9 protein-coding genes are annotated in these 14,277 nt (G+C 45.2%); 4 read left to right on the forward strand and 5 right to left on the reverse strand.

All coding sequences use genetic code 11. The annotated features are described in order from the left end of the window. Positions 1–10 precede the first annotated feature (10 nt). Positions 11–559, forward strand: coding sequence for a tRNA adenosine(34) deaminase TadA (tadA, locus tag MTF70_RS19155; protein ID WP_025998702.1), 549 nt, complete (start codon positions 11–13; stop codon positions 557–559). A 588-nt stretch (positions 560–1,147) separates the two neighbouring features. Here tadA and mltF read toward each other — a convergent pair. After that, positions 1,148–2,725, reverse strand: coding sequence for a membrane-bound lytic murein transglycosylase MltF (gene mltF / locus MTF70_RS19160; RefSeq protein WP_025998701.1), 1,578 nt, complete (start codon positions 2,723–2,725; stop codon positions 1,148–1,150). A 299-nt stretch (positions 2,726–3,024) separates the two neighbouring features. On the opposite strand from mltF, the gene purL reads away from it, so the two are divergent. Beyond that, on the forward strand, positions 3,025–6,918 hold the full coding sequence (purL, locus tag MTF70_RS19165) for a phosphoribosylformylglycinamidine synthase (protein ID WP_205460840.1): 3,894 nt from the start codon (positions 3,025–3,027) through the stop codon (positions 6,916–6,918). A gap of 295 nt (positions 6,919–7,213) precedes the next feature. Next, complete coding sequence (locus MTF70_RS19170; RefSeq protein WP_025998700.1) at positions 7,214–7,522, forward strand: DUF3622 domain-containing protein; 309 nt, start codon at positions 7,214–7,216, stop codon at positions 7,520–7,522. A gap of 90 nt (positions 7,523–7,612) precedes the next feature. Here the strand turns inward: MTF70_RS19170 and MTF70_RS19175 are convergent, their stop codons facing one another. The 3 genes from MTF70_RS19175 to MTF70_RS19185 form a co-directional block, all read right to left on the reverse strand. Further along, positions 7,613–8,053: a hypothetical protein gene (locus MTF70_RS19175; RefSeq protein ID WP_005381599.1), complete on the reverse strand. Its 441-nt coding sequence runs from the start codon at positions 8,051–8,053 to the stop codon at positions 7,613–7,615. Positions 8,054–8,171: 118 nt separating this feature from the next. Further along, positions 8,172–10,358, reverse strand: coding sequence for a TonB-dependent receptor (locus MTF70_RS19180; RefSeq protein ID WP_205460841.1), 2,187 nt, complete (start codon positions 10,356–10,358; stop codon positions 8,172–8,174). Positions 10,359–10,621: 263 nt separating this feature from the next. Continuing rightward, positions 10,622–11,689 (reverse strand): succinylglutamate desuccinylase/aspartoacylase family protein, encoded by a 1,068-nt coding sequence (locus MTF70_RS19185; RefSeq protein ID WP_042521202.1) that lies wholly within the window; start codon positions 11,687–11,689, stop codon positions 10,622–10,624. A 330-nt stretch (positions 11,690–12,019) separates the two neighbouring features. Here MTF70_RS19185 and MTF70_RS19190 point away from each other — a divergent pair, with 330 nt between their 5' ends. After that, positions 12,020–12,559, forward strand: coding sequence for a DUF3332 domain-containing protein (locus MTF70_RS19190; protein ID WP_005381596.1), 540 nt, complete (start codon positions 12,020–12,022; stop codon positions 12,557–12,559). A 64-nt stretch (positions 12,560–12,623) separates the two neighbouring features. Here MTF70_RS19190 and MTF70_RS19195 read toward each other — a convergent pair whose 3' ends face one another. Then, the gene (locus MTF70_RS19195; RefSeq protein ID WP_005381594.1) at positions 12,624–14,096 is read right to left on the reverse strand and encodes an aminoacyl-histidine dipeptidase; all 1,473 of its coding nucleotides are present in this window, start codon (positions 14,094–14,096) and stop codon (positions 12,624–12,626) included. Between the last annotated feature and the right edge of the window lie 181 nt (positions 14,097–14,277).

The following is a 14,277-nucleotide window of genomic DNA, read 5'->3' on the forward strand; positions in this document are numbered from 1 at the left end:
GGAGCCTCCTTTGTCTAACCATCCGTTTACCCCTCAAGATGAATTGTTTATGCGCAGAGCGATGGAGCTTGCTGAGCAAGCAGAAGCTGAGGGGGAAGTACCTGTTGGCGCAGTGCTTGTCAAAGATGGTGAAATTATCGCTGAGGGGTGGAATCGCTCTATTGGTACTAATGACGCTACCGCACATGCTGAGATCCAAACGCTGCGTAAAGCAGGCCAAAAGCTAGAAAATTACCGCCTTCTGGATACGACGTTATATGTAACACTTGAGCCATGCCCAATGTGTGCCGGAGCCTTATTGCATAGCCGCGTTAAGCGGGTTGTTTTTGGAGCGCCAGATTTAAAAGCTGGAGCTGCAGGAACAGTGCTTAATTTGTTTGAAAGCCAAGCCGCTTACCATTACGCCTTAGTTGAAAAGGGGCTGCTAGAAGATGAGTGCCGCACTCAGCTACAAGCGTTTTTTAAGCGTCGCCGAAAGGAAATTAAAGCGAAGAAGCAAGCACAAAAAGCATTAGAAAATCGAGAGAGCGAGCAAGGTAGTGGGAGTAGTGAGGGCTAGCAAACACCTACAACGTGGTAGATGTTTGTTTGGACGCACTAGTGATTGACTAAATGTACAAAAACACGATTACGTGAACTTACTTTCTTTTTCATACATGTCAGTTTACGTTTACGTCGGATAGCAGCTACTGTGTTATTTAAACGCTTTGACTGCACTCTACGTCTTCTCATATTCAAAACCTCCTGCAGACAAGACTTATACCAGTAAAGCGCGGCTCATCGATGCTTGGCAATAGGCTCGATAATCGCACTAAACATTGTATGGTTTAAACGTTCTTCATTTGACTTCTGCATTGCACAGAGCCAGCAAACAATTTCAATACGATGCTTAATAATAGGAGTGACGTTATTTCGGCAGAGTGTAGCCGAAAGCGCCGCTTCATCAAGTGAGCTAAACCATGTGGTTGTAAAGTAATCTGTTACAAAGCAATCAGTTTTACTAACGATGAAGAAAAGGCGACCAACCAAAGGAATGGTTGAGTGTGGTTGGTGTCACTCAGAATATTGGAGTCTAGATAAGTTTTCGTTAGGACTCAACAAAAATGACGAGCTTCATAGGCTCGTCATTTTCTAGTTTACCGCGGGTTTATTCTTCAATGCTTTCTTGTTCGGTGTCTTCTTCAACCGTGACGTCAGAAGCGCCAGAGACTTGTTCTACGACGGTCTCTACTGCGCCCGATATCAAAATGTCGGGGTTGAGCGGCGGAATCACTTGCAAGTCATCGCTATTCTCATCAATCGCTGGCTGTTGGCTGACATGACCAATGATGGATTGGTAGTAACGTCGAATATTTTCTACGTAATTACGCGCTTCATCGCCTCTGGCGTACCCATAGCGAGTTTGGCTGTAATAGCGCTTCTGACGCAGTAAAGGCAGCCTATCTTTTACATCGGCCCAAGCGTTCGGATCGCCACCTTGTGCTTTGGTGAGTCGTCGTGCGTCCATCATGTGGCCGTAACCAATATTGTATGAAGCTAACGCAAACCATATTTTTTCATGCTCGTTGATGCTATCAGGCACGCGACCTACAATGCGACGTAAGTACTCGACACCACCACGAACAGATTGCTCAGGGTCTAAACGGTTTGTTACCCCGACGCTTTTCGCTGTTGGCAGAGTAAGCATCATCATCCCCCTAACACCCGTTGGCGATTTTGCTGTTGGTTTCCAATGTGACTCTTGATAAGCCAATGCTGCAATTAATCGCCAGTCGAACTCTTCGCTGTATTTTTGGAATAAAGGTGCCCATTTAGGCAATTTGTCATCCAGAGCTCGAATGAATGCGCGAGTATCAACGTAGTCAAATGCTTCAATATGACCAATGTACTTTTCTTCGAGGGTGGACAGTTCTCCTGATTGTTTGATGTTACCGAAAAACTCTATCAGCATTGCATACAAGCTTTCGTCTTCAGAACGTCGAGTAAACCAAGACACAGGTTGATCTTCTGTAAGTTCGAACGCGAGCGCAAGATCGGGGTAAAGGCGTTGAGCTAGGGAAAGTTCCACCGAATCAGTCACAGTAAAACGTAACTCACCCTTCGATACGTATTTGAGTAAGTCTCTCGTGTCAGCATCACCAACAATTTCAAACTGAAGTTCTGGATACTGCTTCTTTAACGCTGTTAGGGTCGGAACATATTGCGATTGTTCAACGATCTTTAATGTTTGAGCGCCTGCATTTGTATCTTCGTCGGACTCGTCGTCTTTCGAGGCTTGGTATTCAATGAGTTGTTCGATATCACGTGGTCGAAGTTGCCCTTTTTTATATACCACTTGTTGGCTTACATAATAATAGGCAGGGCCTGGTCTAAATCGTTTGACTGCTTGTGACGTTTGATTTAAACCCGTAGCGATGATATCGATATCTCCTTTCTTAAGAGCAGGAAAAAGCTCAGCTTGGCGAAAGGCTGGTTTAATCTCGAGTTTGACGCCGAGCTGCTCCGCAAACTGACGCGCCAATTCGTAATCCAACCCTGCGGGACCATCGGGACCTATGTAGTAGGAAAGCTGATTGTTTAGCGTGCCAACACGAAGCACACCACGTTCTTGAATTTTTTCAAATTCACTTTTGGGCTCCGACTCAATCTGGCAAGCAGAGAGTAAAAGAACAGAAACTAAAATTAGAGCACTGCGCTTGAGCCGGTTGAAGTGACTTATTTGCATTGATAGGTACATCTTGGAAAATTTCTATTTGCCTTTATATCAAAGCGAGCTCATGGGGCAAAGTGAATCACACACTTATAACGTGACATTGTGTGTTTTATCGACATTTTAGTTGTAATTCAAATTTGACAAAAAAAATGACGCAAACGGTTGCTTTTGGTGTTACATCACAAAAACAATTACTATATAATGCGCTCGCAATGACGAGGTGGAATCGGCATAGGTTCGACAGGGCTTATTTTAAGTGTCTGAATTTATTCCAATATCACCTTAATCAATTGCATAAGAGACCTAAGCACATGAGAATTTTGCGTGGCTCCCCAGCTCTTTCTGAGTTTCGTGTTAATAAACTACTGGAACTTTGTCGTGAACAAGATCTGCCTGTAACTGGCATTTATGCCGAGTTTATGCACTTTGCCGATCTAAAGTCAGACCTTGATGACCAAGAGTTAGAAAAACTTGAAAAGTTACTAACTTACGGCCCAACCATCGAAGAGCATGAGCCTGAAGGTCTTCTACTTCTTGTCACGCCTCGTCCTGGCACTATCTCGCCTTGGTCTTCTAAATCTACCGATATCGCTGTTAACTGTGGTCTGGAGAAAGTGAAACGTCTAGAGCGTGGTACGGCTTATTATGTCGAATCTTCAGTTGTTCTCTCAGAAGCTCAAGCTGACGCTGTTAAAGCGTTAATTCACGACCGCATGATGGAAACAGTATTCACAGAATTTGAAGCCGCATCAGCATTATTTACTGTTGCAGAGCCTAAGCCTGTCGCACATGTTGATATCTTAGCTGGCGGTCGTCTTGCGCTTGAAGAGGCAAACGTTTCCCTTGGCTTGGCACTCGCAGAAGATGAAATTGATTACTTGGTAGAGAACTTTACTAAGCTTGGGCGTAACCCAAACGACATTGAATTGATGATGTTTGCTCAGGCGAACTCAGAGCATTGTCGCCACAAAATTTTTAACGCAGATTGGACTATCGACGGGGTAGAGCAACCTAAGTCTTTGTTCAAAATGATCAAAAACACTTTTGAAACGACACCTGACTATGTGCTGTCTGCATACAAAGACAACGCAGCCGTTATGACAGGTTCTAAAGCGGGGCGTTTCTTCCCTGACCCTAAATCTCGTCAATACACGTACCACCATGAAGATACGCACATCTTGATGAAGGTAGAAACGCACAACCACCCAACGGCAATCTCTCCATGGCCGGGCGCATCGACTGGCTCAGGCGGTGAAATCCGTGACGAAGGAGCGACGGGTATCGGCGGTAAGCCAAAAGCGGGTCTGGTTGGTTTTACAACCTCTAACTTACGTATTCCTGGTTTTGAACAGCCATGGGAAACCGACTTCGGCAAGCCGGGTCGTATTGTGAATGCGTTAGACATCATGCTTGAAGGCCCTCTTGGCGGCGCGGCTTTCAACAACGAATTTGGTCGTCCAAATCTATTGGGTTACTTCCGTACTTACGAAGAAAAAGTCACTTCTCATGCGGGTGAAGAAATTCGTGGTTACCACAAACCAATCATGATTGCTGGTGGTATGGGTAACATCCGCAATGAACACGTACAGAAGAAAGAGATCCCTGTAGGTGCGAGCCTAATCGTACTTGGTGGTCCGGCAATGAACATCGGTCTTGGTGGTGGTGCGGCATCTTCCATGGCATCTGGTCAGTCAGCAGAAGATCTGGACTTCGCTTCCGTACAGCGTGAAAACCCAGAGATGGAACGTCGCTGTCAGGAAGTGATCGACCGTTGTTGGCAGTTAGGCGACGATAACCCAATCGCATTTATCCACGATGTGGGTGCAGGCGGTATCTCTAACGCATTGCCTGAACTTGTCGACGACGGTGAGCGTGGCGGTAAGTTCCAATTACGCGATGTACCAAACGATGAGCCGGGCATGAGCCCACTGGAAATCTGGTGTAACGAATCACAGGAACGTTACGTTCTAGCGGTAGCGCCAGAAAACATGGAAGCATTCGACGCCATCTGTAAGCGTGAACGCGCACCGTATGCAGTGGTGGGTGTGGCGACAGAAGAGCGTCATCTAACGCTAGAAGATTCTCACTTCGACAATACGCCAATCGATATGCCAATGGATATCCTGCTTGGTAAGCCACCGAAGATGCACCGTGACGCAACCACACTAAAAGTGGAAAGCCCTGCCATTGTTCGTGATGGTATAGAGCTTAATGAAGCGGTGGATCGCGTACTTCGTCTTCCTGCTGTTGCAGAAAAAACATTCCTAATTACTATCGGTGACCGAACAGTAACGGGTCTGGTTGCTCGTGATCAAATGGTTGGTCCTTGGCAGGTACCAGTAGCAAACTGCGCAGTAACAGCGGCAAGCTACGACACTTACCATGGCGAAGCAATGTCGATGGGTGAGCGCACGCCAGTGGCATTACTAGACTTTGGAGCATCGGCTCGCCTAGCCGTTGGTGAGTCACTAACGAACATTGCGGCAACAGACATCGGTGATATTAAACACATTAAACTGTCTGCGAACTGGATGTCTCCAGCGGGTCACCCAGGTGAAGATGCGGGTCTTTACGAAGCAGTGAAAGCGGTTGGTGAAGAATTGTGTCCTGCGTTAGGTTTGACGATCCCAGTTGGTAAAGACTCCATGTCGATGAAAACCAAGTGGGAAGAAAACGGCGAGAGCAAAGAAGTCACTTCTCCACTGTCGCTAGTTATCACGGCATTTGGTCGTGTGGAAGACGTACGTAAGACCGTGACTCCACAACTACGCACTGACAAAGGAGATACCTCTCTAGTTCTTGTTGACTTGGGTAACGGAAAAAACCGCTTAGGTGCGACAGCATTGGCACAAGTATACAAACAGCTGGGTGACAAACCTGCTGACGTAGATAATGCAGAGCAGCTAAAAGGCTTCTTTGATGCAATGCAAGCGTTAGTACGTGATGACAAGCTAGTGGCTTACCACGATAAAGGCGACGGCGGTCTTTTTGTTACACTGGCTGAGATGGCGTTCGCGGGTCACTGTGGCGTAAAAGCGAACATCGCAGAGCTGGGTGATGATGCGCTAGCCGTTCTATTTAACGAAGAGCTAGGTGCGGTTGTTCAAGTTAAGAATGATGATCTAGATTCAGTTTTATCTACTCTGGCGGCAAACGGCTTAGAGGCATGCTCACATGTGATTGGTTCTGTTGAAGCTTCAGACGACTTTGTTATCACTTCTGGTGATGCAGTTGTGCTTGAACGTTCACGTACCGAACTACGCGTTATCTGGGCTGAAACAACGCATAAGATGCAAAGTCTACGTGATAACCCAGCGTGTGCAGACCAAGAGCACGAAGCTAAGAAAGACAACTCTGACCCTGGTCTAAACGTTAAGCTCAGCTTCGACGTAAATGAAGACGTTGCAGCACCGTACATTGCGAAAGGTGCTAAACCTAAGATGGCAATCCTACGTGAGCAGGGCGTTAACTCCCACGTCGAAATGGCAGCAGCGTTTGACCGAGCTGGTTTTGAAGCAACCGACATCCATATGAGCGATATCCTAACAGGCCAAGCGGTACTGGATGAATACCATGGCCTAGTAGCTTGTGGTGGCTTCTCTTACGGCGACGTACTAGGTGCGGGTGAAGGTTGGGCTAAGTCTATCCTGTTTAACGCACAAGCTCGTGAACAGTTCCAAGCCTTCTTCAACCGTGAAGAGACGTTCTCTTTAGGTGTATGTAACGGTTGTCAGATGCTATCAAACCTGAAAGAGCTGATCCCAGGTGCAGACTTGTGGCCACGTTTTGTGCGCAACGAATCTGAGCGTTTTGAAGCGCGCTTTAGTCTAGTTGAAGTTCAGAAATCTGATTCTGTATTCTTCGACGGCATGGCTGGTTCGCGTATGCCAATCGCGGTTTCCCACGGAGAAGGGCGTGTAGAAGTACGTGATGCAGAGCACCTAGCAGCGATTGAAGCATCAGGTACGGTTGCGGTTCGTTACGTGGATAACCTCGGTAACCCAACACAACAATACCCGAACAACCCGAATGGTTCGCCAAACGCGATTACCGGTTTAACAACAGCAGACGGTCGCGTAACTATCATGATGCCTCACCCAGAGCGCGTATTCCGCACAGTTGCAAATTCTTGGGCTCCGGAAGGTTGGGGTGAAAATGGCGCTTGGATGCGTATGTTCCAAAATGCCCGTAAGAATATCGGTTAATTAACCAAAGGTTAATCTAGCTTAAGTAAAGCGTTGGTTGAGAGACCAGCGCTTTCTTTTTTCTTATCACTCTTTTTTCTTCGTCGCTCTTTCTAGTGACTTGGCGAAACGTTGCTTTGTTCTGCCTCTTCTTTGTCATCTATTATCTAGCGTAAAAAACTTGCAGCGTTTAGATTACTTTTATGCTCTAATACCGCGCTTACCAAGGGATGGTGTTAAACAGCTCAGCTTAGATGGAGTTATCAAGTTGACCGAATCCCTGATTGATCCCTAAATCCCTTAGGAAATGAAAGAAATGTCTAAGAATCCAAAATTTGCTATCCGCGTCACTGAAAAACGTAACGGCTGGAGCGCAGAAATCACTCGCCAAGTGACATCTCGTAAGACTGTAGTATCAAAGCGTGAAACAGGCTTTGACAGCGAAGAGAAAGCACAAGCTTGGGCTGAACAAGAACTGGCTGGATTTATCCAAAACCAAGTGGTTCGTAACGAGCGTAAAGCAGCGCAACGTCAAGAGCGTGAAGCAGAACAACTAGCGGCAAAAGTTCGTAAAGAAGAAGCCCGCAAAGCACGTGAAACCGAAGTAGACACTGACGAAGAATAAGTTTAAATCGGTGAGATGGTGACGTTACCCATCAAACAAATAGTGAAAATGCCCTGAGTTTTGTCTCAGGGCATTTTTTATTTATATCGGCTAAAAACAATCCGATGATACGGACAGGCTAAACGTGCCGTCTTCAGGGGCTGCAAATTGTTTATTGCCAGGAAGAAGGTGAGGGTTATTAGCATAAGTGCGATGTGTCGATTTGACCTTTGCAGAATGTCTTTCCGGTAAATCAAAGTGTTGTAAGCCGTCAGATAGATCGTTTGCTTCACCGTAGTCGAAATGTGTTGCGACGTCTTTGGGCTGCTTGGCGTAACGACAGTGATCCGGCTTACCATCTTCGTGCCAAGTTAAAGAGTTAGTTTTTGCATCTAGATTCAGGTTATTTGCTGTTGGCTGTGCGTAAAAATCTTCTGAAACTTGGTGCTTGCTTTGTTCTTGTAAGTAGTCTGCAATGTTCTCAGAAGCTTGCGCTAGGCTACCTACAGGGAAGAAGCAAATCAGAAGAAGCCGTGTTTTTAGATTGTTCATAATGTGTATGCAAGCAAAAGGAAATGATAATACTGATAAATAAAACGGCGTGCAATTATGGCCATTGGATACGATATAACAGGGCAGTTAATGTCTGCCCTGCATCTTTTAGGTATGGTTAGTATTGATAAGTGAGGTGCAGTTTGACTTCGCGACCAGGCGAAGGCACGCCATTAGATAGGTATGCTTCGTAGTAACGATCGGTTAAGTTTTTCACAACCGCGCCAACGCTCAAGCCTTCGACTTGTTGTATTTCCCAAACCACGTAAGCGTTTTGTAGCGTGTATTGCTCACTTGGCGATTTCACTTTTAAATTGTTACCGCTTGCCTTGGTTTTGGTTTGCGCATCATACCAACGGACTTCCCAGCCCGTACGTAAACCAGGAATCCATTCGTAACCTAAACCCAGATTAATGTTTAATGGCGGTACATCAGGATGATCATCATCTGAACCTGTAGAGTCAGATAGGCTACCTTTGTTTTTGCCGCGAATGTAACTTGCTGAGAAATTACTGTAGAAATCTTCAATCCGGTATTGTGAAATTAGCTCAAAGCCATAGTTTTTAAAGCCATCTAAGTTTGTATTCCAGCTTTGTAACTCAGTAGTATTTTTGTCGAGGTTTTCGCCCGTTCGTATATCAACTGTGTCGCTAACATCGTTATAGAACATAGTTAACTCTGTTGCGAGGTTATCGCGAGAGTTCACCAGCCCTTCCGTTAAGTTGATAACGCTTGCTTGATAAGCATGGATACGAGACACGTCCAGATTCAAAGCAGTAGCCGTAGCGGTAGCTCGCGCATATTGCACTGAGTAGATGTTATCAACGGTTGGTGCTTTTAAAGCGTAGGCGTAGGAGGCGTTTAAACGCGTATTATTGCTCGCATCAAAGTCGATATCCAAACGTGGGCTAAAGCCTTTATGCGTCGTTTCACCGTAGTTATGTCCGGCAGCTGGATCATTATAATCCGGCGCTGCGTTCCCTTTTCCTTCACTCTTGATGTATTCGTAACGCAGAGAAGGTGTGATTGTTAGGCGGTCTGTTGCTTGATAGTGATCAGCAATGTAAGCGGCATAAATTGACTGCGTGCCAGATGGTTCGTAGTAAGGGGTGTACCAACCGTAGTTTTTCGCTTCATTACTGTCGTATGATGCGTTGAATACTAACGAGTCTCTATCGGTTTTTTGATATTGAAGCCCAGTGACTAGAGTGTGGTCTCCGAATTGTGCTTGGTTAAACACATCAACGTAGTCACGCTCGTAACTCAGCCATGACTCATGACCGTAACTGCCAACAGAAACGAACATTTTCTCGAATGCTACGTCAGGGCGAACCCAATGACGATCGTTTTCGGAACGTGCCATTTTGATATTGAAATCAATATACGGGTTAGTCGGCATGTAGTGGTAAGAGATGGTCGTGGTGTTGTCCGTGTATTTGTTATCGACGGTGTAAGCGTATTGGGCTTTTTCTAATGAGCCGTATTTCTTGATATTGTATTCGGTGATGTTAGGCATTTTTCCGCGGCGGTTAGCCCAAGGTTTACGACCTTCATCTTTGTAGCGAGTGTGGCTAATTTCAAACTCGTGATCGTTGTTTTCATAACCGACCTTTACGAGCATGTTTTCTTGCTCATAACCTGAGTAATCCAGCGTTTCACCACCTCCGACTTTAATGTCATCAGAATCTTTTACCGAGCCATTCGCTAGAAAATAAAAACCAGTATCGTTTTTACCATAGAGTGTTAGCGTGTAGGCGTTCTCATCGCCGTTGGTGTTGTATGCACTTGAGATGCGAGCACCAAAGTTTCTGTCGCCGTACAGGAGATCATCGACACTTTTGGTTTTAATGCGAATGGAGCCACCAAACTTCCCGTTGAGTGCTCGATAGTCGTGCGCGCCCTTGATAATTTCTGCTTCGCCAATTAAGAACGGATCAAAAAAGAAGGTACCGTAGCGGTATTGTTGAAAGCCAATTGGAGCGCCATCGACAAAGACGGCGATATCGCTTGGATCATCAAAACCACGAATGTTAATACGTTCGCCACCAGAACGACCGCCACCATCTATTGATGCACCGGGAACGGCATCGATCATTGAGGCAAAATTAGAGTACTGTTGCTCTTCAATCTCTGACCAATTAATGGTGGTTTGCGCAGGCTCAGCAATGGTAATAGGTTTGGCATAACGAACGCCTATGACTTCAAGCTCTTCATTTGGCGCTGTCTCGGCATATGAATAAAAAGGGAAGAGCAAAGCCAGTGAAATGAGATTTACTTTGAATGGATGACTTTTTAATCGTTTCATATTGATGATTTATAGTGTTTTTATGAAGCTGGGATTATAAGAACATTATTACGATTAATAAATGATAATGAGATTAATTATCAAATGTGTTTTTGCGACGGATTGTAAAGTTTTTTATCCATTCGTGGAAACTACGATAAGTATCGTTAGCGTACATAAAACAAAAAGCCCAGCATCATGGACGCTGAGCTTATTGGCTTTAAACAAGATAGTGCGAGCACTGTTGCTCCTTTTGAGCTAATCAGGCCCCTACTTGGTAGGAATTACTGAGTTTCTAACGGTATCTGTCCGGTGGTCAGCGGCTCGGCATCGAATTCAGTGAGGCCTTCAATATAGCTTTCGACTGCTTGCTCTAAAGCATTATCACCTTGGTTAAAATAGGCAAGGTGGAAAATTGCATCGCCTTCGTTCACCAACGGTAATGTTTGTTGACCGATAACCAAACCACGCTTCGGGGCTTTTAGTTCTATCTCATCATGACCAAGAGGAGAGCTAATATAAGCGAGCGTTTCACCCTGTTCTACTTTGTCTCCCAGATTAACGACAGTACGCAAAATGCCGTTACCTGACGCGCGAACCCAGCTGGTGGACTTCGCTATGATAGGCTCAGGCAGCTTTTTCCTGCTCGCTCGCAACATACCAATGGCTTGCATTACGCGCCGAACCCCGAGCACACCAGCGCTGATCGAAAGTGGATCAAAACGCAATGCTTCGCCAGCCTCGTAGGTGAGCACTGGAATATCACATTTTTCTGCTTCACTGCGTAAAGAGCCATCACGCAATGCTGAATCAACAATCACTGGCGTCGAAAATGCTTGAGCAATACGTAGAGTTTCTGGGTTGCTTAAGTTTGCGCGAATCTGTGGCAAGTTCGTGCGATGAATTGCCCCTGTGTGTAGATCCAAAATGTAGTCACAACGCTTGGCAATGTTGTTAAAGAACCCGTGTGCCATACGAGATGCAAGTGCGCCTTTTTCACTGCCAGGAAAGCAACGGTTGAGATCTCGTCGGTCGGGCAAGTAACGAGATTTATGGATGAAACCAAAAACGTTAACGATAGGTACTGCAATGACAGTGCCTTTCAGTTTTTGTGGATCCAGTTGGTTAATGATCTGACGAACGATTTCTACGCCATTAAGCTCATCACCATGGATAGCAGCATTCACCATTAACACTGGTCCTTCTTGTTTCCCATGGATGATTTCCACAGGAATAGATAAAGGCGAATGTGTATATAGCTTCGCTGCTTCAAATTCGATCTCTAATCGTTGTCCTGGTTGTATTTGATGTCCTAAGAGCTCAAACACTTTGCTTTTTTTACTTCTGGCCATAAACCATCTCTGTCAAATGCGTCATCAGCAATGTAACAATTGCTGCAAAATCGCACTAATCATTCTCATTAAGGACACGACAAATTACTTTAATCGTCATGCGTGAAATTTTGGTATGTGTGAAGTTTTTGTTTTCAATATGATCTTTTCTATCAGTTTAATACATAACAAGACATAGAGAAGAGTGCGCAATAATAGCCTTAAAAAATGTGACTGTATTAAAAATAATACTGTTCATGGAGGACAAAAAAACGGACTTTTAACCCTACTTTTTATCCGATAATATCCGCGCCGAATTTGAGGTTTCACACTTTCTAACTAGAGGTTTTGATGAAAAAGGCAATTGCTAAAATTGGTGCATTGACTGCGGTAGCAGTTTCACTTTCAGGTTGCGTAGGTAGTAATGCCGTGACAGGTTATGTTATGGGGTTTAACTTGAAAGCTGTTGACAACCGTTACGCTCGAGGTGGTCTAAATATGCTTTTAGCGCCTGTTTATGGTGTCGCGATCGCAGCGGATTATATCGTGTTTAACTCTCTAGAATTTTGGACGGGTAAGAACCCGTTAAATGGTAAGCCACATATCTTCGATACAAAGGTAGATACTTACATTGATGTCAATCACCAGTTAGATAAGTCGTTAACGACGGCACCAATCGCACCATTAGCGGATAACCGTGTCATTGAGCAGGGGCGAATGCAGCAAATCGATGAGAACACTGTTCAAATGGATATTACTTACAGTAACGGTGAAAAGGCGACACTCATGGGTGTACGCGATGGTGAGTTTGTTACTTACTACATTGATGGTGAAGTTGCTGCACAAACCTCAATGGATGAATTAGCCGCTTACGCGCAAAACCGTGTGTAGTTGGGTTCAACTAAACCAAAAAAAGGGTGCCGTATGGCACCCTTTGTCATTTTTCGTGATTGAATTATGCTTTCTCTGGAATCGCTTCTAAAAGCGCGACCATCTGATCCCAGTACAACTGAACAGTATCAATCTTCACTTTCTCATCTGGAGAGTGAGGGAATTTTATTGTTGGACCGAAAGAAACCATATCCATGTGTGGGTATGGTTCTTTAAATAGGCCACACTCAAGACCAGCATGGATGACCATGATGTTCGGCTTATGACCGTAAATGCCTTCATACATATCACGGAAAATTGCCATGATCTCGGAATCTGCATCTGGCTTCCAGCCAGGGTAAGCGCCTGAGAACTGAATTTGTGCGCCTGCTAGCTCAGTAATCGAGCGCAGCATGCTTTCCACTTGGCTACGGCCAGAGTCAATGAGAGAACGAATCAAGCAAAGCACGGTGACTTTATTTTCTTCTGTGCTGATCACACCAACGTTTAGAGAAGTTTCAACAACGCCTTCCACCTCATCACTCATACGGATTACGCCGTTTGGACAAGCGTTAAGTGCCGCAATGAATCGTTGCTGATCGGCGATTGAAAATACTTGCGCGTCAGTCGTGATCGCTTCATTAAAGGTTACGATACCTGTTTCGATTTTACCCAATTCAGTTTTAAGCAGCTCAGTGTAGTGGTTGAACAGCTCAGCAAGTTTGTCTTGGTTTTCGACAGGAAGCGCGACAGTAACAAACGCTTCGCGAGGGATTGCATTACGTAAGCTACCACCACGGAATTCGACTAAACGTAAATCAAGCTCTTGAGCATGACCGGCAAGGAAACGACCAAGTAATTTGTTGGCATTACCGCGACCTGTGTGAATGTCACAACCTGAGTGACCACCTTTTAGGCCTTTCAGCGTCAGTTGGCGTGTTACAAAACCTGCAGGCGTTGATTCTCGAGAAATATCGAAAGTCATGGTGCCATCAACGCCACCTGCACAACCCATGTAGACTTCGCCTTCTTGCTCAGAGTCTGTATTTAGAAGAATCTCACCCTCTAACCAACCAGCTTCAAGGCCAAATGCGCCAGTCATGCCTGCTTCTTCATCAATCGTCAGCAGAACTTCGAGTGGACCGTGCTTAATATCTTTAGATGCCAATACAGCAAGGCAAGAAGCCATACCAATACCGTTATCTGCACCAAGCGTCGTGCCTTTCGCAGTTACCCATTCGCCATCGATGTAAGGTTGGATTGGATCTTTGGTGAAGTCGTGTTCAGTGTCTTCGTTTTTCTGCGGCACCATGTCGATGTGTGCTTGAAGTACAACAGCCTTCTTATTCTCCATTCCTGGTGTCGCGGGCTTTTTGATGAACACGTTACCGGTTGGATCACGGCGAACGTCAAAGCCTTGCTCTGTTGCCCAGTTGATAATGTACTGTGCTAATGCTTCTTCATGTTTCGATGGATGAGGGATAGAACAAATCTTATCGAAAAACTGCCAAAGTGGAGCAGGTGATAAGGTACTGATCTCAGAATGGAACTCAGACACGGAGGACTCCTTTTGATGTGCTTTGCCAAATATATACCGTAAAAATGTTGTCAAGGTAGCATTAAATGCTAGACGATTTGGCCTTCAAATTGCCGTTAGCATACCACCAGATAAGGAGTACGAGTAGTCGCGATCACAAGGATTTCTCTCAGAACTGTCACAGTTTGTGAATACAATAACA

Source organism: Vibrio sp. 2CM40D (assembly GCF_023161825.1).
Lineage (GTDB): Bacteria > Pseudomonadota > Gammaproteobacteria > Enterobacterales > Vibrionaceae > Vibrio > Vibrio alginolyticus.

Coding starts and splice junctions, on each gene's coding strand:
- mltF (WP_025998701.1), bottom strand. CDS start 2,725: ATGCAAATAAGTCACTTCAACCGGCTCAAGCGCAGTGCTCTAATTTTA.
- purL (WP_205460840.1), top strand. CDS start 3,025: ATGAGAATTTTGCGTGGCTCCCCAGCTCTTTCTGAGTTTCGTGTTAAT.
- MTF70_RS19170 (WP_025998700.1), top strand. CDS start 7,214: ATGTCTAAGAATCCAAAATTTGCTATCCGCGTCACTGAAAAACGTAAC.
- MTF70_RS19175 (WP_005381599.1), bottom strand. CDS start 8,053: ATGAACAATCTAAAAACACGGCTTCTTCTGATTTGCTTCTTCCCTGTA.
- MTF70_RS19180 (WP_205460841.1), bottom strand. CDS start 10,358: ATGAAACGATTAAAAAGTCATCCATTCAAAGTAAATCTCATTTCACTG.
- MTF70_RS19185 (WP_042521202.1), bottom strand. CDS start 11,689: ATGGCCAGAAGTAAAAAAAGCAAAGTGTTTGAGCTCTTAGGACATCAA.
- MTF70_RS19190 (WP_005381596.1), top strand. CDS start 12,020: ATGAAAAAGGCAATTGCTAAAATTGGTGCATTGACTGCGGTAGCAGTT.